We start from the raw sequence: 16,538 nt of genomic DNA, 5'->3' as shown, positions 1-16,538 counted from the left end.
CCGGACGAACTGCTGCTCTCCTGGCGGCGCCGTGCCGGCGTCGCGTGCCCGTCACGCGGCTCGGGCATCTGACCGGAGCGCGGTCGCGCGCATCGGACAATCTCAGGAGAGAGCATCATGCTGGCAATCCAGGGTCTGAAATGCATCTATGACACCACCGGCCGGGGCTGGTCGATCGAGCTCGTCCTCAAGGCCGATGGCGAGGAGGCCGTGCGCCGCTTCGACGTCGACGGGCCCGACGATGCGGAAATGCTGATCGAAGCCTTCGAAGATTCCTCCGCCAGCGTCTTCGATCCTGAAACCGGCGAGATCGTTTTCGGTTACGAGTATGTGGACCTCGATGCGGACGATGAAGACGAAGACGAGGACACCGCCGAGAACGAATCCGACGAGGATGACGAGGACGAGGATTCTGCGGAAGATGCCGACGAGGACGAAGGCAAGGTGAAGGCCTGAACCTTATACCCGGCCGGCCGTCGGCGCTGGCAGCGGGGCGCCGGCCCGGAGGAGCGTTTCCTTCGGGCGATCCCGGTCGATGCCGGGATGAGTGGACATGACCGCGACGCGGCGAAGAGCGAGCCGCGTGCGATGGAGAAGGGCATAATGCGCGCATGACGAGGCAAGACAGCGAGGACTTGGAAGGGCCGGCGGTTTCCGTGATCGAAGCCCCCGGTTTACCCGGCGCCATCGGCAAGAAGCGCGGCGTCTGTGCCATCAGCGGCCAGGAGACGGCGCGGAGGAACCTCGTCGAGATCGGCACGCTGCGCCCCGCGCTCGCCGATCATATCCGCAACGATTTCCCGGATCTGCCGGACCACGCGCTGATCAGCCTGAAGGAACTGGCGCGGTACCGCACGCGCTATGTCGAGGAGATCCTGCGCGAGGAGCACGGCGAGTATTCCGATCTCGACCGCGAGGTGGCCGAGAGCATCGCCCGGCAGGAGACTATCGCCGAGAACGTCGAGGATGATTTCGAGGAGCATCGCACGCTGGGCGAACGCTTCTCGGACAATCTCGCGAGCTTCGGCGGCTCCTGGGCCTTCCTGATCAGCTTCGGCGTCGTGCTTGTCGTCTGGATGGCGATCAACGCCGCGATCGGGGATGGCAAGGCCTTCGACCCCTATCCCTTCATCCTGCTCAATCTGGTGCTCTCCTGCATCGCGGCGGTGCAGGCGCCGATCATCATGATGAGCCAGAAGCGGCAGGAATCGAAGGATCGGCTGCGCTCGCTCAACGACTATCAGGTCAACCTCAAGGCGGAGCTGGAAATCCGCCATCTGCACGAGAAGATGGACCATCTGGTTACCCGCCAATGGCAGCGCCTCGCCGAAATCCAGCAGGTCCAGCTGGAGATGCTGCAGGAAGCGCAGTTGCCCAAGCCCAGGCCGAAGCGGCGCAAGAAGCCGGCCGCCAAGAAGAAGCGGGCGGTGCCGGCCGAGGCACTGCCGGCTCCGTCGCCCGGCAAGCCGAAAACGGAGAGCTAGGGCGCGTTGACTTTCCGTTGAACCACGCCGTCATCCCGGGCTTGATCCGGGATGCATCGAAGGGCGTGGGCACTCTACGATGGATCCCGGATCGCCGCTTCGCTGCGTCCGGGATGACGTGCCTTCATGAAACGCCGCGTATTCGGCACGCGCCGCGCCCTTGCAGCCTTACGGGAAGACGGTTGCCCGACACCTTCCCTTGACTCCCCTCTCTCCCGCTAGTCATTTCGTCGGCAAACGAATCCGACCGGGAGGAAGATGATGTCTGCTTTGCGTTTCGCGCCTGCTGGCGCGCTGTTTGCCGGCCTGGCCTTCGCTGCCGCCGCGCAACCCGCCTTCGCCCAGGGACAGGTGACCGTCTATTGCTCGATCCTGGAAGAGCAATGCCGCGAGGGGGCGGCGATGTTCGAGAAGGCGACCGGCATCAAGGTCTCGATGGTCCGCAAGAGCACCGGAGAGGTCTATGCCCAGGTAAAGGCCGAGGCGAGCAATCCGCGTGGCGACGTCTGGTGGGGCGGGCCGGGAGAGCCGCATCTGCAGGCCGCCGATGAGGGGCTGCTCGACGAATACAAGTCGCCGAAGCTGCCGGAGTTGCATGATTGGGCGCAGCGCCATGTCGAGCAGGCGAAGTTCCGCACCAACGGCATCTATCTCGGCGCTCTCGGCATCGGCTACAACACCGAGGTGCTGAAGAAGAAGGGCGTGGCCGCGCCGAAATGCTGGGCCGATCTGCTCGACCCGAAGTTGCGCGACGAGGTTCAGATCGCCGATCCCAGCTCGTCCGGCACGGCCTATGTCTTCCTGGCGACGACGGTGCAGCGTCTCGGCGAGGAGAAGGGCTTCGAGTTCCTCAAGAACCTGCATAAGAACATCAGCCAGTACACCAAATCCGGCATCGCGCCGGTCAAGGCTACCGCGCTCGGCGAGACGGGGATCGGCATCGCCTTCATCCACGACATGCTGACGCAGAAGCTGCAGGGCGCGCCGATCGAGACCGTCGCTCCCTGCGAGGGCACGGGCTACGAAACCGGCTCGGTCTCGCTGATCAAGGGCGGCAAGAACCCTGAAGCCGCGCGCAAATTCGTCGATTTCACGCTCTCGCCCGACGCGCAGAACATCAATGCGAAGCTGAAGATCAATTCGATCCCGTCGAACAAGAACGCGCTGCTCTCGCCGGATGCACCGAAATTCGCCGAGATGAAGCTGATCGACTACGACACCCCGCGCTGGGGTTCGCCGGCCGAGCGTTCGCGGCTGCTGAAGACGTTCGATACCGAGGTCAAGGCGCTGCCGCGCTGAGATCGGTCGCGATCCCGAGAGCTTGGTAGCACGGCCGCCGGTTTGTGCTACTAAGCTCCGATCGGGCTCGGGACGCCCTGCGCTCCGGCCCCAGCCATGGGATCACCGCACATGCTTCGCGCCACTTCCGTCGTTCGCAGGGCCGCCGTCCGCGCCGAGCGCGTCGTCGATACGCTCAGCCTCGGATATCAGGATCGCAACCGCGGCGGCGTTGCCGTGAAGACGGCGGGCGGGCTCGAATTCGCGATCGATCTGGACAAGCCGACTGCGCTGAACGACGGCGATGCGCTGAAGCTCGAGGATGGCCGCCTCGTGCAGGTCAAGGCCGCGCCTGAGAGCCTGCTGGAGATCCGCGCCGAGAACCCGCTGCGGCTGGTGCGCCTCGCCTGGCATCTCGGCGGCAATCACGTCCCGGCGGAAATGACGGCGGACGCGCTCTATATCCCGAATGATCCCGCTTTGGCCGAGCTCGTGCGTGGGCAGGGCTGCTCCATGGCGGCGGTCGAGCGCCCGTTCCAGCCGGAGCAGGAGGTCCATCACCACGCTCATGGCGATGACTGCGGCTGCGGGCACGACCATCATCACCACGGTCATGACCATCACGGCCACGATCACGGCCACGCGCACCACCATCACGACGACGGCCATAAGCACGCCCATGGGCATGAGCCGCATGGGCAAGAGTCGCATGGCCACGAGCAGCACCAGCATGCCCATGCCGAGCACGTTCACGGCGACAGCTGCGGCTGCGGTCATGACCATCACGGCCACGGCGATCAAGACCAAGGTCACAGCCACGGCGCCGCACACGGCCACAAGGGCCATTCGCACGATCACTGAGACAGAAGCAGCGCGTCATGCTCGGGCTTGACCCGAGCATCTCAGGACGAGAACGCGCCCTTTCCTGCCAGAGATTCTCGGGTCTTCGCTCCGCTTCGCCCGAGAATGACGGCTCTGAACTCTGTTGATCTCTTGCAAAGGCGGGCCCTCGGGCCCGCCTTTCTCGTCTCAGGCGACGTAGCCCTTCACCTGGGACAGCGCCGTCATCACGCCGCGCAACTCCGCGAGGCCGCGCAGGCGCCCGACAGCCGGGTAACCGGGAAAGCTGCCCTTGCCGACATCGTCGAGCAGCTCGTGGCCGTGGTCAGGCCGCATCGGGATGCGCCAGTGCGGAATGCCCGCGGCCTGGCGGCGCTGCTCTTCGGCCATCAGCGCATCGACCAGCGCCACCATGTCGGTGTCGCCGCCGAGATGCTCGGCCTCCATGAAGGAGCCGTCCGGATCCTTGGCGACGTTGCGCAGATGCGCGAACCAGATCTTGTCGGCAAAGCGGCGCGCGATCGCCGGCACGTCGTTCTTCGGATTGGCGCCGAGCGAGCCCGAGCACAGCGTCAGCCCGTTCGAGGGGGAATCGACCGAGCCGAGGATGAAGGCGATGTCCTCCTCGTCCGAGCAGATGCGCGGCAGGCCGAAGAGCGGGCGCGGCGGGTCGTCCGGGTGGATGCACATGCGGATGCCGACTTCCTCGGCCGTCGGGATGATGGCTTCGAGAAAGCGCTTGAGATTGGCCCGCAGCTTCTCGTGGGTCATCCCGGCATAGCGATCGAGGATGCGGGCGAGGCCGGGCAGGTCGTAGCGGTCATAGGCGCCGGGCAGCCCCGCCATCACGCTGGTGAGCAGCCGGTCGCGATCCGCATGCGACGAACGCTCGAACCAGGTCTTCGCCTTGTCCATCACCTCGGCGGAATGGCCTTCGTCGGCGCCGGGACGCTTCAGCATGAAATGGTCGAGCGCGACGTATTCGTGCAGGTTGAAGCGCAGCGCCGTGCCGCCGCCCGGCAGCTTGTAGGCGAGCTCGGTGCGGGTCCAGTCCAGCACCGGCATGAAATTGTAGCAGATCACCTGCAGGCCGCAGGCGGCGAGGTTACGCATCGACTGGCGGTAGTTCTCGAAGATGGTTTCGAGATCGCCTTTGCCGATCTTGACGCTCTCGTGGATCGGCAGGCTCTCGACCACCCGCCATTCCAGGCCGAGGCTCTTGTCGCCACGGACGATCGCCTGGCGCTTCTCGATCTCCTCGACGCTCCAGACCACGCCATAGGGTATCTGGTGCAGCGAGTTGACGATGCCGCTCGCGCCTGCCTGCCTGGCCTGCGCCAGAGTCACGACGTCGTCCGGCCCGAACCAGCGCCAGCATTGTTCCATGGTCGCGTTTCCTCAGCAGTCTTTTTCTGGGATGATTGATCGGCCCGTCAGTCGAGCCGAACGGGCGGGGCCGAGCCGGCAAAGGCATCGACATGGCTACGTGCGATGTTCTCGATCGCGGCGAAGACGGTCCGCAGATGGGCGCGCATCGCCTTCTCGGCCTGCGCCTCGTTGCCGTTCATGACGCTTTCGGCAATGCCGCGGTGCTCGCGCATGATCATGCCCGGCCAGGTCGCGCTTTCGAGCGACAGGCAGCGCACCCGGTCGAGCTGCGCCTTGACGCTCTCGATCAGGCTCCAGACGGCAGGATGGCCGGCGAGCCGCGAGATTTCGGCATGGAATTCATCGTCATGGCGGAAGAAGGAGGTCTGGTCGCCGGCGGCCAGGTCGCGCTCCTGCTGGAGGATATGCCGTTCCAGCGTCGCCCTGCCGGCATCGTCGATGTGCCTTGCGGCAAGGATGACGGTGCGGCATTCCAGCGTTTCGCGCACGAACTGGCTGTCATGGACAGAGGCGATGTCGATCGGCGCGACGAAGGTGCCGACCTGCGGCACGACCGACAGGAAGCCTTCCTCGACCAGCCGCTTGAAGGCTTCGCGTACCGGCGTGCGGCTCACTCCGAAGCGAACGGCCATCCGCGCTTCGGACATGGCTTCGCCGGGCCGCAGCGCCGCTCCGAGGATGTCGCCTCGCAGCGCGCGGTAAATCTGTTCGGTGCTCTGCCGTGCTGCCGGGGTGCCCATTGCCAAGCTCTGGTCGACTAGTATACTAGGATACCGAGTAATCCGGCCCGGCGTCAACTTTATACGCCGGGTGGATTAAGGAGCCAGTCCCGGAGGCGGCGACCCGGGACAATAGCCACAACAAAGGCGAAAACCACGTCTGGAGGGACAAACCATGGGTCAGGACAGCATTAACCGGCGTCATTTTATTGGCGGCGTCGCCGGTCTCGGCGTTGCGGCGCATGCGCCGGGCGCCTTCGCGCAACAACTCAAACTGCCGGCATCGCCGCTCACGATCAGCATCATCGACGTCGGTGGCGCCCTTGCGCTGGTGCAGACGCCGCTGGAGAACTACGCCAAGGCGAATCCCAAGGCCGTCTCGCGGATGGTCTTCACCAAGGCGCCGGCTCCCGAATTGCCGGCCAAGCTGAAGGCCCAGCAGAACGCCGGCCGTTCCGATATCGATTTCGTCATCGGCGGCCTCGACGTGCTCTCGGCCGGTATCGACCAGAAGCTCTGGGTCGAACTGTTTCCGCGCCATGCAGCCGAGCTGCCGAAGCCCGATGACGTGCTCCTGAAGCCCGCGCTCGCGATGCACAATCTCGGGCAGGGGCAGGCCATGGCGATGGTCTATTACCCCTCCGGTCCGCTGCTCGAATACATGCCGGACAAGGTGAAGAAGGTGCCGACCACGGCCGAGGAACTGCTGGCCTGGTCGAAGGAGAACAAGAACCGCTTCCTCTATGCCCGCCCGGCCAATTCCGGCCCTGGCCGCACCTGGATCATGGGCCTGCCCTACATCCTCGGCGACAAGGATCCGAAGGACCCGGAGAAGGGCTGGGACAAGACCTGGGCCTATCTCAAGGAACTCGGCGAAAACGTCGAATACTACCCCGGCGGCACGGGCGCGACGATGAAGGAGCTCGGCGACGGCACGCGCGACATCATCATCAGCACGACGGGCTGGGACATCAACCCGCGCGTTCTCGGCATCGTGCCGAAGGAAGCCAAGATCCAGGCGCTCAAGGGCTTCCACTGGGTCACCGACGCCCAGTACATGATGATCCCCAAGGGCGTTTCCGAAGAGAAGCTCGGAGTGCTGCTCGATCTCATCCGCCACATGCTGACGCCCGCGCAGCAGGCCTTCACCTATGACGAAGGCTATTTCTATCCGGGTCCGGCGGTGAAGGACGTGCCGCTCTCGATGGCTCCGGCCTCCAGCCAGAAGGCCATCGCGGAGTTCGGCCGCCCGGAATACGAGAAGCTGATCGCCGACAACCCGATGGAGACCCCGCTCGACCCCGACAAGATGGTCGTCGCGTTCCGCATCTGGGACGAGCAGGTCGGCGGCGCCAAGAAGAAGTAAGACTGCCGAGCGGCGGCGGATTTCGGTATCGAACCGAGGTCCGCCGCCCGGCATCCATCGACATCGCTCTCAGCATTTCCGGAAGCCATGACCATCAACGCAGCGAACTTTCGCGAGCTCCGGCTCGATCGTCTGAGCCGTGACTTCGGCACCCACAATGCTCTCAAGGACGTCTCGCTGACGATCGGCAAGGGCGAGTTCATCGCTTTGCTCGGACCCTCGGGCTGCGGCAAGTCGACCACGCTGAACCTGATCGCCGGGCTCCTGCCCGCGACCGGAGGCGGCATCTGGCTCGACGACAAGCGCATCGACCCGCTGCGGCCGGAAGAGCGCGGCTTCGGCATGGTCTTCCAGAACTATGCCCTGTTCCCGCATATGAGCGTGAACAAGAACATCGGCTTCGGCCTCAAGATGCGCGGCGTGCCCAGGGCCGAGATCGACAAGCGCGTGGCCGAGGCCGCGGCGCTGGTGCGCCTGCAGGGCCAGACCGAGAAGCTGCCCGGCCAGCTTTCGGGCGGCCAGCAGCAGCGCGTCGCCATCGCCCGCGCCATCGTCGTCGAGCCCCCGCTGGTGCTGATGGACGAGCCGCTCTCCAACCTCGACGCCAAGTTGCGCCTGGAGATGCGCGCCGAAATCCGCCGCATCCACAACACGCTCGGCGCCACCACGATCTACGTCACCCACGACCAGGAAGAGGCGCTCTCGCTCGCCGACCGCATCGTCGTGCTGCGTGACGGCCAGGTCCGTCAGGTCGGCACGCCGGAGGATCTGTTCTCGCGGCCCGACCATCTCGACGTCGCCGAGTTCATGGGCTTCCGCAACAAGGTGAAGGCCAAGGTCGTCGCAGTCGGCGAGGGCAGGGCGACGCTGGCCGTCGGTGATGCGCAGCTCTCCGGCCGCGCGCGCAATGCGGTCTCCGTCGGCGCCGATGGCCATCTGGCGATCCGGCCCGAGGATCTGCACCCCGTCGCCGCCGGCAGCGCCGGCCTCAAGGCGCAGGTGATCTCGACCGAGTTCCGCGGCCGCGAGTTCGTCRGCTTCGCCCGCATGGCAGACGGTACGGACATCTCCTTCCTTGCGCATGACAAGCTCTCGCCGGGCGAGACGGTCACGCTCGCCGCCGATCCCGACCGCGTTCTCGTCTATGGAGGAGAGGCGTGAGCACGGACATCTCCTCCATTCCGCTGAAGCAGCGGCTGGCGGCGCGCGGTTTCGACGGGCTGACGCTGCTCGTCGTGCCGGCGATCCTGTTCCTGCTGGCGCTGTTCATCTATCCGTTCCTCTACGGGCTCGTGCTCTCCTTCGAGCCGAAGCAGGGCGGCATGTTCGCCAACTATCAGCGCTTCTTCTCCGACCGCTTCCTTTACGGGACGATCGCGACGACGCTCTGGCTCGCGCTGCCGGTGACGATCGCCACGCTGCTGCTGGCGATCCCGATCGCCTTCCGCGTCCGGCTGATGCAGAACCAGCGCCTGCTGACCACGATCCTCGTGATCCCGATCACGCTCGGCACCGTTCTGGTCGCGCAGGGGCTGCTGAACTATCTCGGCCCGCAGGGCTGGTTCAACCGCACGCTGTTGACGCTCGGCATCATCTCGACGCCGGTGAAGCTCCTGCACAACTACTGGGGCGTGATGCTCTCGCTGGTCATCACCGGCTTTCCCTTCACCTTCCTGCTGACGCTGTCCTATCTGTCCGGCATCGATCCGGCGCTGGAGCAGGCGGGCGCGACGCTGGGCGCCGGCCCCTGGGAGCGCTTCAAGCACATCCTGCTGCCGTTGCTGCTGCCCGGGCTCGCCATCACGTTCTGCCTGAGCTTCGTCCAGGCCTTCTCGGTCTTTCCCTCGGCGGTGCTGCTCGGCGCGCCTTCGGGGCCGACACGCGTCATATCGATCGCGGCCTATCAGGCGGCCTTCGAGGAATACGACTACTCCATGGCTTCAGCCGTCGCGATGATCATGGGCGTGGTGCAGCTTGCCATCGTCGTCTTGGTGCTGGCCGCGCGCGGCCTGCTCTATCGCGGCCCTGCCGGCGGCGGAAAGGGCTGAACCGATGGTCAAGGACACCCGTCTCTCGACGAAGCTCTGGGCGGCCGCCAACTGGACGCTGATCGGCTTCTTCATCGTCAACCTCTTCGCGATGATCGCGACGGTGGTGACGTCATCCTTCTCGACGCGCTGGCTCGGCACCTGGCTGCCTGCCGGCTGGACGACGCGCTGGTATTCGGCCGCCTGGGCCGAGTTCCAGCTCTCGGACGTGCTCTCCGTCACCTTCCAGATCGTCTTCCTGGTGGTGGCGATCTCGGGGCTGATCGGCGTGCCGGCAGCCTATGCGCTGGCGCGGCGGGACTTCCCGGGCAAGCGGCTGGTGATGCTGCTCTTCCTGCTGCCGCTGCTGGTGCCGCCGATCACCTTCGGCATTCCGCTGGCGACAGTGCTCTACCAGACCGGCTTCGCCGGCCAGATGTCGGGCGTCGTGCTCGCCAACCTCGTGCCGACGGTACCCTTCGTCATCCTGGTGATGATCCCCTTCATCGAGCAGATCGACACCAAGATCGAGTCGGCGGCGCGCGTCTTCGGCGCCAACACCTTCAAGCTGTTCGTGCATGTGCTGCTGCCGCTGCTGATGCCCGGCATCCTCGCCGCGCTGCTGCTGGTGCTGGTGCGCACGCTCGCCATGTTCGAGCTGACCTTCCTGACGGCTGGCCCGACCAGCCAGACGCTGGTCGTCGCGCTCTACTACGCGGTCTTCGCCGCCGGTGTGCGTGCGGTGCAGTCGATCGACGCCATGGCGGTGATCTACATGGTCACGACGCTGATCTGGCTGATCATCGCGCTGCGCTTCGTCAACCCGACGCAGATCGTCGCCCGCGCGAAGAAGTAAGACGGCGGCGCGGCCGGAACAGGCCGCGCCACTGCCGCATTGTTTCCGGACACCGGTTCGACCGGTGTTCGGGAGGGTGAATGCAGCGCGGCACCGTCAGGATCGGCATCTCCGGCTGGGCCTACCCGCCCTGGCGCGGCGAGTTCTATCCGAAAGGCCTGCCGCAGAAGCGCGAACTCGCCTACGCGGCATCGCTCTTCCCCAGCATCGAGATCAACGGCACCTTCTACGGCCTGCAGACGCCGGCCAGCTTCGCGCGTTGGGCAGACGAAACGCCTGATGGCTTCGTCTTCGCGGTGAAGGCGCCGCGCTACATCACCCATGTCCTGCGCCTCGATGACATCGAGACGCCGATGGCCAACTTCATGGCATCGGGCCTGCTGCGCCTCGGCGCCAAGCTCGGCCCGATCCTCTGGCAGTTTCCGCCGAGCCTGCGCTTCGGCGCAGAGCAGATGGAGCGTTTCCTGTCGGCGCTGCCGCAGGATGGCGAGGCCGCCTCTGCCTGTGCCCGCCGCCATAACGACCACATCAAGGCCCGCGGCTGGCTGACGGCAGACGGCATCGGGAGGCTGCGTCATGCCGTGGAGGTTCGCCACGAGAGCTTCCGCGATCCGGCGTTCATCGAGCTTCTGCGCAAGCACCGCGTCGCACTGGTCTGTGCCGATGCGGTCGATTGGCCTCGGCTGACCGATCTGACGGCGGATTTCGCCTATGTCAGGCTGCACGGCTCCGAGGAGCTCTATGCGAGCGGCTATGACGACAAGGCTCTGGATCACTGGTCCGCGCTGATCTCTGCCTGGGCGGACGGGCGCGATGCGGGAGCAGGCGAACGCATCGTCGAACAAGCGCCCGGCATTGAACGGCCCCGCGACGTCTACGTCTATTTCGACAACACGATGAAGCCTCGTGCACCGCGCGACGCATTGGCGCTGATGAAGCGCCTCGGTCTTGGTTCGAGCGAGAACGGCAACCGGGAGGGATGAAAGTCAGGCGAGGTCGATCAGCGCGATTCCGAGTTCCGGCCGCTTGCGGCGGCAGAGTTCGGTGGGCGCTTCCATGATCGTGACTTCGAGCGTCGGCCGCACGATTCCGCTGAGAAAGTGGCCGCCCTTGGTCGAGCCGTCACGCAAACCGAGCACCACATGCAGGTGAAGGCTCGCCTTGTCGTTCTCGTCCCGGGCGATATCGCCGATCAGGCTCAGCACTTCGCGCGTCGCCCCACCTGCGAAGTCTTGAGCTTGACCGGCATGTCCGTCGTCAGGCCGGGCTTGCGGCTGCTATCGACCTCCGCCTTCTTCACCCACTCGTTCAGCGTCTGCGCCGTGCAGTCGATCTTCCCGAGATCGACATGATCGTGGCCCAGCGTGACGGATGCTCGGCCTCGTGATCCAGCACCACCCGCACTGCCCGGGAACGGACTTCAGGCGAAAACTTGTTCGTCTTGCTCGTCATAGCCCCGTCCTCTCAAGAGTTGGGGCCTCCGACAACCCGGGGGCGGTTCAGGCCACCTCAGGCGACGCTCCTATCGGCCAGTCGATCTGCGAGATCCATCTGATTAGCGACTGTCACAGTAGCAGTGACCGAACGGACGCCACTTCCGTATTCAGCAAGGGTAGAAAGCGGTCGATCATTTCGCCGGTCGAGATGCGGTCGACATGGGCTCCAATGTTGACAGCCGCAATGATGGCGCTGTCATAGCGCCGCACGGGAACGGAAATCGACCGAAAACCCAGCTCCGCCTCCCTGTCGACGAGCGAGTATCCTTTGCTGCGATCAGAGATGATGGTCGCCAGCAGGATTTCCTTGTCCGTGATCGTGAACGGAGTCATCGCCTCAGGCTTAACTGCCTCCAGGAAATCGGCCAAAGCCTCGTTCTCGAGGCGACTTAGCAAAACACGTCCTACGGCTGTGCAGAATGCGGGCAGCCGATAGCCGATGTCGATGCCAGCCGAGAAGACTCTGGCGGGGCTGGCCCGGGCGATGAAGACGGCCTCGCTATTGTGCAGGATGGCCAGCGAACAGACTTCCTGAGCCTGCGCCGCGACCCGGTCCATCATCGGCTGGAGTACTGCGACGACCTGATTGGACGACAGATAGGCAGTCGCCAAGGAGAGCACGCGCGGTGTGAGCGAGAACAGCTTACCGTCTCCCTCGACGAAGCCCATCTTCGCCAAAGTATGCAGAATGCGCCGAGCTGTGGCGCGTGGCAGATCGGCCGCCTTGGCCATGTCACTCAAGGTGGCGGGGCGGGGCGCGGCAGCAAAAAGTTGGAGCAGGCGCAGGCCGCGTTCCAGACTTTCGATGATGTCGGGGCCGTCACGTCGGGATTCGTCTTCGGGACTTCTTCGCAATTTCGGCATCGTCCGTCCGTGGTCGATCTCGCTGGTCGCCGGACGTCGCACCGGAAACCTGATGGGGTAAGGTAAAATGCCTTACCCCATCAGGGGGCGCTAACCAAATGCCTCAGATCAAACGCCGAATCCTCTACCTGGAGCCGTGTGGGAGAAACCGCATCGGCCATCAGCCGGCGAGAGATCATCTGCTCGCCCGGCCGGTTAACGCTTTCGACACTGAGCAAGCGGCCGTGCTGAAAGGAGAAAATTGAGAACCGGCCGTCCTCGATCGATCCGCGCACCACCTGCTCGTCGTCGCGGGAGACGAGTCCGACTATCTGCAGCTTGGCCTCGTATTGGTCTGACCAGAAGCGCGGAACGCTGGTATAGGGCAGCGGCGAGCCGGCGATGGTCGATCCGACCGAGCGGCCCTGATCCGTGGCATTCTGAACCGATTCCAGCCGCAACCGCAGGCCCGCGAAGCATTCCGATATCGATGCCGACCGTGACCGGGCCTGCACCCTGCGCCGCGCGGTCGCGACCGAAGCGAATGAGCCGCTCGCGATCGAGGGACGCCATATTGCACTTTCCGAGTTGCCGCTTCAGCATCTCGAGGGTTGCGACCTTGGAGCGCAGAGGAGCCTTGCCGACGTCGCACATGTCGTCGATATGAAGGTCGATGAGGTCCCCGAATGTTTTCAGGCGCGCATGCGCGACTCGTTCGGAGCCTCGCCACGATCAACCTGACGCTCGGCCTCGGTGGCCCAGCGTCGCGCATCATCCCGGCGCAGAAAGGTCTCGCTCACGTAGCGTCCCTTGCGTCGGACCTGGACGCGCCAGGCCCGGAGGAGAGCTTCGTGAAGGTGGCCGTTTTTCGTGTGCGTTCCGTGTGCACCCAGCCGTCGAAACGTGGCGAAAAACGTCGCATCATGGCGTGCTGTCGTGTGCACTTGGTACGGCTTAGCGATTTGATGTTACAGAAAAAACCATGAGATATCGAAAACATAGATTCTCCGTCGCGCCGATGATGGACTGGACCGACCGCTATTGCCGGGTCATCCATCGCCTGATGTCGCGCCATGCGCTGCTCTACACCGAGATGGTGACGGCGCAGGCGGTGATCCGCGGCGATCGCCAGCGCCTGATCGGCTTCGACGCCGTGGAGCATCCGGTCGCGCTCCAGCTCGGTGGCAACGATCCCAAGCTGCTGGCCGAGGCGGCCAGGATCGGCGCCGATTTCGGCTATGACGAGATCAATCTGAATTGCGGCTGCCCGTCTGACCGCGTCCAGGGCGGGGCGTTCGGCGCCTGCCTGATGCGCGAGCCCGCGCTGGTCGGCGATTGCGTCGCGGCGATGAAGGCGGCCGTCGCCATCCCCGTCACGGTGAAATGCCGCATCGGCGTCGACGACCAGGACCCGGAAGCTGCACTAGACGCGCTGACCGCCTCGGTGCGCGCGGCGGGCGTCGATGCGCTGATCGTCCATGCCCGAAAGGCCTGGTTGCAAGGCCTTTCGCCGAAGGAAAACCGCGAGATTCCGCCGCTCGACTATGAGCGTGCCTATCGCCTGAAGGCTGCCAATCCCGACCTGCCGATCAGCCTCAACGGCGGCATCAAGGCTCCGGCCGAGTGGCTGCCGCATCTGGAAAAGCTCGACGGTGTCATGATCGGCCGCGAGGCCTATCAGAACCCGGAAGTCCTCCTGCAGGTCGATCCGCTGCTCTTCGGCGCGGAGGCGCCGGTGCGGGATGCGTTCGCCATGCTCGAGGCTCTGGAACCGTATATCGCTGCCCATCTCGAACAGGGCGGGCGGCTGCATGCCTTCACTCGCCATCTCGTCGGCCTGTTTCCGGGCCGCCCCGGCGCGCGCCCCTTCCGCCGCCACCTCGCCGAGCGCTGCGTCGGAGCCGACGCGACGCTGGACGACCTCCGTACCGCCGTGACGCATCTCTCTCGCCACGAAACCGCGAACGCGGCCTGACAGAACCTCTCGGTCCGCGAGGCCGAATGTCAGCCGGCGTCGTCTCCGTGCGCCGTCTCGTTGATGACCATCGACGGCATCTTGGAGAAATCGACCGCCCGAGGGCCGGTTGGTCCTATGGCGAGCTGAAGGGTTTTGATCACGTGAAGGAGGCGTCTCACCGTCTCCTGCGCCGCCGGAGAGTTCTCGTTCAGGTCGAGTGGCTTGAGGCAATACTCGATAATCTGCCTGGGGCGTTCATGCTGGGTCATTTGATCTCTCCTCGCTCGGTGCATCGGCGCGACAGCGAGTGGGAAGGAGCCAGCCCGCCCCATCGATGTCGGAACTGATGGGTGCGGGGCGGCTCAGCCGCCGTTGTTGTTAAGGCTTCGCCGCGGGTTCGCGCCGCATTTTCTGGTTTGCTGAACGGGCCGGCGCCAAGGGTGCCGGCCCGTCATCAGCCTTAGGCCGCTGCGAACTGGTTCATGGTGTTGGCATGGCCGCCCGCTTTCAGGGCGCGGTCGCCTCCGACCATTTCCTTGAAGGTGTCGCCCAGATCCGAGCCGACCTCGTGCTGGTGTTTGACAGCCGAGACGCCACGCCGGATTTCTTCTCGCTGGACGGTGTTCACATAGGCCTTCATGCGGTCCGATCCGAAGTAACCCGTCGCCAGCTCGTCGACGCTCTTCGCCGTGAGATGGAATGTCGGCAGCGTGATCAGGTTGTGGAACACGCCGGCCTTCGCCGCGATGTCGACCTGGAAACGCGCAAGGCGCGCATCCGCTTCACGCCCCAGCTCGCTGTCATCCAGAGCGGCGGCCATGAGCGCGTTGCCATCGGGATAGGCGTCGGCGCCGATGCGCCCGTCGGCAAGCCATTCCGCGCGAATCTGCTTGCGGATGCTCAGCGTCCAGTTGAACGAAGGCGAGTTGTTGTAGGCGAGCTTGGCTGACGGGGCCGCCTTGCGGATTTCGGCCACGATCGAAGCGATTTCGTTCACGTTCGGCGTGTCCGTTTCGATCCAGAGCAGATCTGCGCCGCCTTCGTTGATCGAGGCGATGCAATCTTCAATGACGCGGGCCCGCCCCGTCTCTTCGCGGAACCTGAAAAGGCCGTTGGCGAGCCGGCTCGGCCGCACGAGCTTGCCGTCCAGCCAGATCGCGACTTCGCCTTCGCCGAGGGGAGAGGCGTTCGTCACCGGCTCCGTCTTGAGCCACTTCGTGTATTCGGCGGCCAGATCGCCCGGCTTCTGGCTGACCGGGATCTTTTGGGTGAGGCCTGCGCCCAGGCTATCCGTCCGGGCGACCACGAGGCCGTCGGAGACGCCGAGCTCTTCGAAGGCAAGCCGGCACGCACGCAGCTTCTCGATGAAATCCTCACGCGGAACGGTGACCTTGCCATCCTGGTGACCGCATTGTTTCGCGTCGGAGACCTGGTTCTCGATCTGCAGGCAGCACGCGCCAGCCCGGATGAGTTCCTTCGCGAGCAGATAGGTCGCATGCTCATTGCCGAAGCCGGCATCTATATCGGCGATGATCGGCACGACATGGGTTTCGAAGCCGTCGATCGCGGCGATCGCTGCCGCCTCCGCCTTGGCGTCGCCGGCGGCGCGGGCATCCTTGAGCGCCTTGAAGAGATCGTTGAGCGCGACCTCGTCCGCCTGCCGCAGGGAGACGTAGATTTCCTCGACGAGATCGACCACAGCCGTCTTCTCGTGCATCGACTGATCCGGGAGATGCCCGAACCGGTTGCGCAGCCCAGCGACCATCCAGCCCGACAGATAGACGTAGGCGCCCTTTGACGAGCCGCCGCGCTGGCGCTTCACGGACTTGATCATCTGCTGCGCGTGAAATCCGGACCAGCAGCCGAGAGACTGCGTGAACTTGGAAGAGTCGGCGTCGTACTCCGCCATATCGCGGCGCATGACGGTCGCCATCGCCCGTGCGATATCCAGATGCGTGTCGAAGGTGTTCTGCAGACGCAGCTGAGCGATGTCGTCGATAGCCACGCCCCCGGGCGCAAAGCCTGACGGGAAACGCTCCAACAGGTCAGTTCTCAGTTCCGCATAGGTGGTCTTCCTGTCGTTGGACAGAATAGAGCCCTTAATCGCTCTTCCATTCGTAGGCTGTTTAACGATCGAGTTCATGGCAGTCTCTTCCTTGTCCGTAGAACTTTTCGATTAAGCTGAGTTGTCAGAGGTATCTCGGTCGCTTTCCGCTGATTTGTGCGGCTCATTCCCGAGTATCCGAATGCGATCGATGCGGGCCGAACCAGAATCTTCGGAAC

16 protein-coding genes and 2 pseudogenes are annotated in these 16,538 nt (G+C 64.7%); 10 read left to right on the top strand and 8 right to left on the bottom strand.

The window, feature by feature from the left end; all coding sequences use genetic code 11:
* The first annotated feature begins 117 nt into the window (after window positions 1–117).
* From AC1DVA_RS14905 to AC1DVA_RS14890, 4 genes are all read left to right on the top strand, one after another.
* The gene (locus AC1DVA_RS14905) at window positions 118–456 is read left to right on the top strand and encodes a hypothetical protein (protein ID WP_476806362.1); all 339 of its coding nucleotides are present in this window, start codon (window positions 118–120) and stop codon (window positions 454–456) included.
* Window positions 457–611: 155 nt separating this feature from the next.
* Window positions 612–1,484: a DUF1003 domain-containing protein gene (locus AC1DVA_RS14900; RefSeq protein WP_476806361.1), complete on the top strand. Its 873-nt coding sequence runs from the start codon at window positions 612–614 to the stop codon at window positions 1,482–1,484.
* Between the two features lie 261 nt (window positions 1,485–1,745).
* Window positions 1,746–2,783, top strand: a complete 1,038-nt coding sequence (locus tag AC1DVA_RS14895) for an ABC transporter substrate-binding protein (protein WP_476806360.1) — start codon at window positions 1,746–1,748, stop codon at window positions 2,781–2,783.
* A gap of 96 nt (window positions 2,784–2,879) precedes the next feature.
* A complete protein-coding gene (locus tag AC1DVA_RS14890; RefSeq protein WP_476806359.1) occupies window positions 2,880–3,623 on the top strand; it encodes an urease accessory protein UreE in 744 nt (247 codons plus the stop codon).
* A 168-nt stretch (window positions 3,624–3,791) separates the two neighbouring features.
* Here AC1DVA_RS14890 and uxuA read toward each other — a convergent pair whose 3' ends face one another.
* Together uxuA and AC1DVA_RS14880 are read right to left on the bottom strand one after the other, a co-directional pair.
* Window positions 3,792–4,988: a mannonate dehydratase gene (uxuA, locus tag AC1DVA_RS14885; protein WP_476806358.1), complete on the bottom strand. Its 1,197-nt coding sequence runs from the start codon at window positions 4,986–4,988 to the stop codon at window positions 3,792–3,794.
* Window positions 4,989–5,035: 47 nt separating this feature from the next.
* A complete protein-coding gene (locus AC1DVA_RS14880; RefSeq protein ID WP_265052524.1) occupies window positions 5,036–5,731 on the bottom strand; it encodes a GntR family transcriptional regulator in 696 nt (231 codons plus the stop codon).
* Window positions 5,732–5,885: 154 nt separating this feature from the next.
* Between AC1DVA_RS14880 and AC1DVA_RS14875 the strand changes: the two genes are divergently transcribed.
* From AC1DVA_RS14875 to AC1DVA_RS14855, 5 genes are all read left to right on the top strand, one after another.
* Entirely contained in the window at window positions 5,886–7,076 is a 1,191-nt protein-coding gene (locus tag AC1DVA_RS14875; protein ID WP_476806357.1) for an extracellular solute-binding protein, read from the top strand.
* An 87-nt stretch (window positions 7,077–7,163) separates the two neighbouring features.
* A complete protein-coding gene (locus AC1DVA_RS14870) occupies window positions 7,164–8,237 on the top strand; it encodes an ABC transporter ATP-binding protein (protein ID WP_476806356.1) in 1,074 nt (357 codons plus the stop codon).
* Window positions 8,234–9,124 (top strand): ABC transporter permease, encoded by an 891-nt coding sequence (locus AC1DVA_RS14865; RefSeq protein WP_476806355.1) that lies wholly within the window; start codon window positions 8,234–8,236, stop codon window positions 9,122–9,124. Before AC1DVA_RS14870 ends, AC1DVA_RS14865 begins: the two co-directional genes overlap by 4 nt.
* A 4-nt stretch (window positions 9,125–9,128) precedes the next feature.
* Window positions 9,129–9,959, top strand: coding sequence for an ABC transporter permease (locus AC1DVA_RS14860; RefSeq protein WP_265052527.1), 831 nt, complete (start codon window positions 9,129–9,131; stop codon window positions 9,957–9,959).
* A gap of 80 nt (window positions 9,960–10,039) precedes the next feature.
* The gene (locus AC1DVA_RS14855) at window positions 10,040–10,942 is read left to right on the top strand and encodes a DUF72 domain-containing protein (protein ID WP_476806354.1); all 903 of its coding nucleotides are present in this window, start codon (window positions 10,040–10,042) and stop codon (window positions 10,940–10,942) included.
* A 3-nt stretch (window positions 10,943–10,945) separates the two neighbouring features.
* Here AC1DVA_RS14855 and AC1DVA_RS14850 read toward each other — a convergent pair.
* From AC1DVA_RS14850 to AC1DVA_RS14835, 4 genes and pseudogenes are all read right to left on the bottom strand, one after another.
* Window positions 10,946–11,167: pseudogene (locus tag AC1DVA_RS14850) on the bottom strand (PPC domain-containing DNA-binding protein); the annotation flags it as partial.
* A gap of 23 nt (window positions 11,168–11,190) precedes the next feature.
* Window positions 11,191–11,411, bottom strand: a pseudogene (locus tag AC1DVA_RS14845) (transposase); the annotation flags it as partial.
* A 113-nt stretch (window positions 11,412–11,524) separates the two neighbouring features.
* Window positions 11,525–12,319 (bottom strand): IclR family transcriptional regulator domain-containing protein, encoded by a 795-nt coding sequence (locus AC1DVA_RS14840; protein WP_265052529.1) that lies wholly within the window; start codon window positions 12,317–12,319, stop codon window positions 11,525–11,527.
* An 80-nt stretch (window positions 12,320–12,399) separates the two neighbouring features.
* Window positions 12,400–12,759 (bottom strand): oxidoreductase C-terminal domain-containing protein, encoded by a 360-nt coding sequence (locus AC1DVA_RS14835; RefSeq protein WP_476806353.1) that lies wholly within the window; start codon window positions 12,757–12,759, stop codon window positions 12,400–12,402.
* A gap of 521 nt (window positions 12,760–13,280) precedes the next feature.
* On the opposite strand from AC1DVA_RS14835, the gene dusA reads away from it, so the two are divergent.
* Window positions 13,281–14,273 (top strand): tRNA dihydrouridine(20/20a) synthase DusA, encoded by a 993-nt coding sequence (gene dusA / locus AC1DVA_RS14830; protein ID WP_476806352.1) that lies wholly within the window; start codon window positions 13,281–13,283, stop codon window positions 14,271–14,273.
* 29 nt (window positions 14,274–14,302) lie between these two features.
* On the opposite strand, the gene AC1DVA_RS14825 is transcribed toward dusA, so the two are convergent.
* Both AC1DVA_RS14825 and AC1DVA_RS14820 read right to left on the bottom strand, forming a co-directional pair.
* Window positions 14,303–14,524, bottom strand: a complete 222-nt coding sequence (locus tag AC1DVA_RS14825) for a hypothetical protein (protein WP_265052537.1) — start codon at window positions 14,522–14,524, stop codon at window positions 14,303–14,305.
* Window positions 14,525–14,715: 191 nt separating this feature from the next.
* Window positions 14,716–16,398: an isocitrate lyase gene (locus tag AC1DVA_RS14820; RefSeq protein ID WP_476806351.1), complete on the bottom strand. Its 1,683-nt coding sequence runs from the start codon at window positions 16,396–16,398 to the stop codon at window positions 14,716–14,718.
* Window positions 16,399–16,538 lie beyond the last annotated feature (140 nt).

Source organism: Allobosea sp. P4_C6, assembly GCF_056402015.1.
The sequence above is the reverse complement of the archived record's forward strand: the minus strand, read 5'-3'. Positions and strand labels throughout refer to the sequence as shown.

Bases quoted from the DNA above. Each gene is read 5' to 3' on its own strand.
- AC1DVA_RS14905 (WP_476806362.1), top strand. From the start codon at position 118: ATGCTGGCAATCCAGGGTCTGAAATGCATCTATGACACCACCGGCCGG.
- AC1DVA_RS14900 (WP_476806361.1), top strand. From the start codon at position 612: ATGACGAGGCAAGACAGCGAGGACTTGGAAGGGCCGGCGGTTTCCGTG.
- AC1DVA_RS14895 (WP_476806360.1), top strand. From the start codon at position 1,746: ATGTCTGCTTTGCGTTTCGCGCCTGCTGGCGCGCTGTTTGCCGGCCTG.
- AC1DVA_RS14890 (WP_476806359.1), top strand. From the start codon at position 2,880: ATGGGATCACCGCACATGCTTCGCGCCACTTCCGTCGTTCGCAGGGCC.
- uxuA (WP_476806358.1), bottom strand. From the start codon at position 4,988: ATGGAACAATGCTGGCGCTGGTTCGGGCCGGACGACGTCGTGACTCTG.
- AC1DVA_RS14880 (WP_265052524.1), bottom strand. From the start codon at position 5,731: ATGGGCACCCCGGCAGCACGGCAGAGCACCGAACAGATTTACCGCGCG.
- AC1DVA_RS14875 (WP_476806357.1), top strand. From the start codon at position 5,886: ATGGGTCAGGACAGCATTAACCGGCGTCATTTTATTGGCGGCGTCGCC.
- AC1DVA_RS14860 (WP_265052527.1), top strand. From the start codon at position 9,129: ATGGTCAAGGACACCCGTCTCTCGACGAAGCTCTGGGCGGCCGCCAAC.
- AC1DVA_RS14855 (WP_476806354.1), top strand. From the start codon at position 10,040: ATGCAGCGCGGCACCGTCAGGATCGGCATCTCCGGCTGGGCCTACCCG.
- AC1DVA_RS14840 (WP_265052529.1), bottom strand. From the start codon at position 12,319: ATGCCGAAATTGCGAAGAAGTCCCGAAGACGAATCCCGACGTGACGGC.
- dusA (WP_476806352.1), top strand. From the start codon at position 13,281: ATGAGATATCGAAAACATAGATTCTCCGTCGCGCCGATGATGGACTGG.
- AC1DVA_RS14825 (WP_265052537.1), bottom strand. From the start codon at position 14,524: ATGACCCAGCATGAACGCCCCAGGCAGATTATCGAGTATTGCCTCAAG.
- AC1DVA_RS14820 (WP_476806351.1), bottom strand. From the start codon at position 16,398: ATGAACTCGATCGTTAAACAGCCTACGAATGGAAGAGCGATTAAGGGC.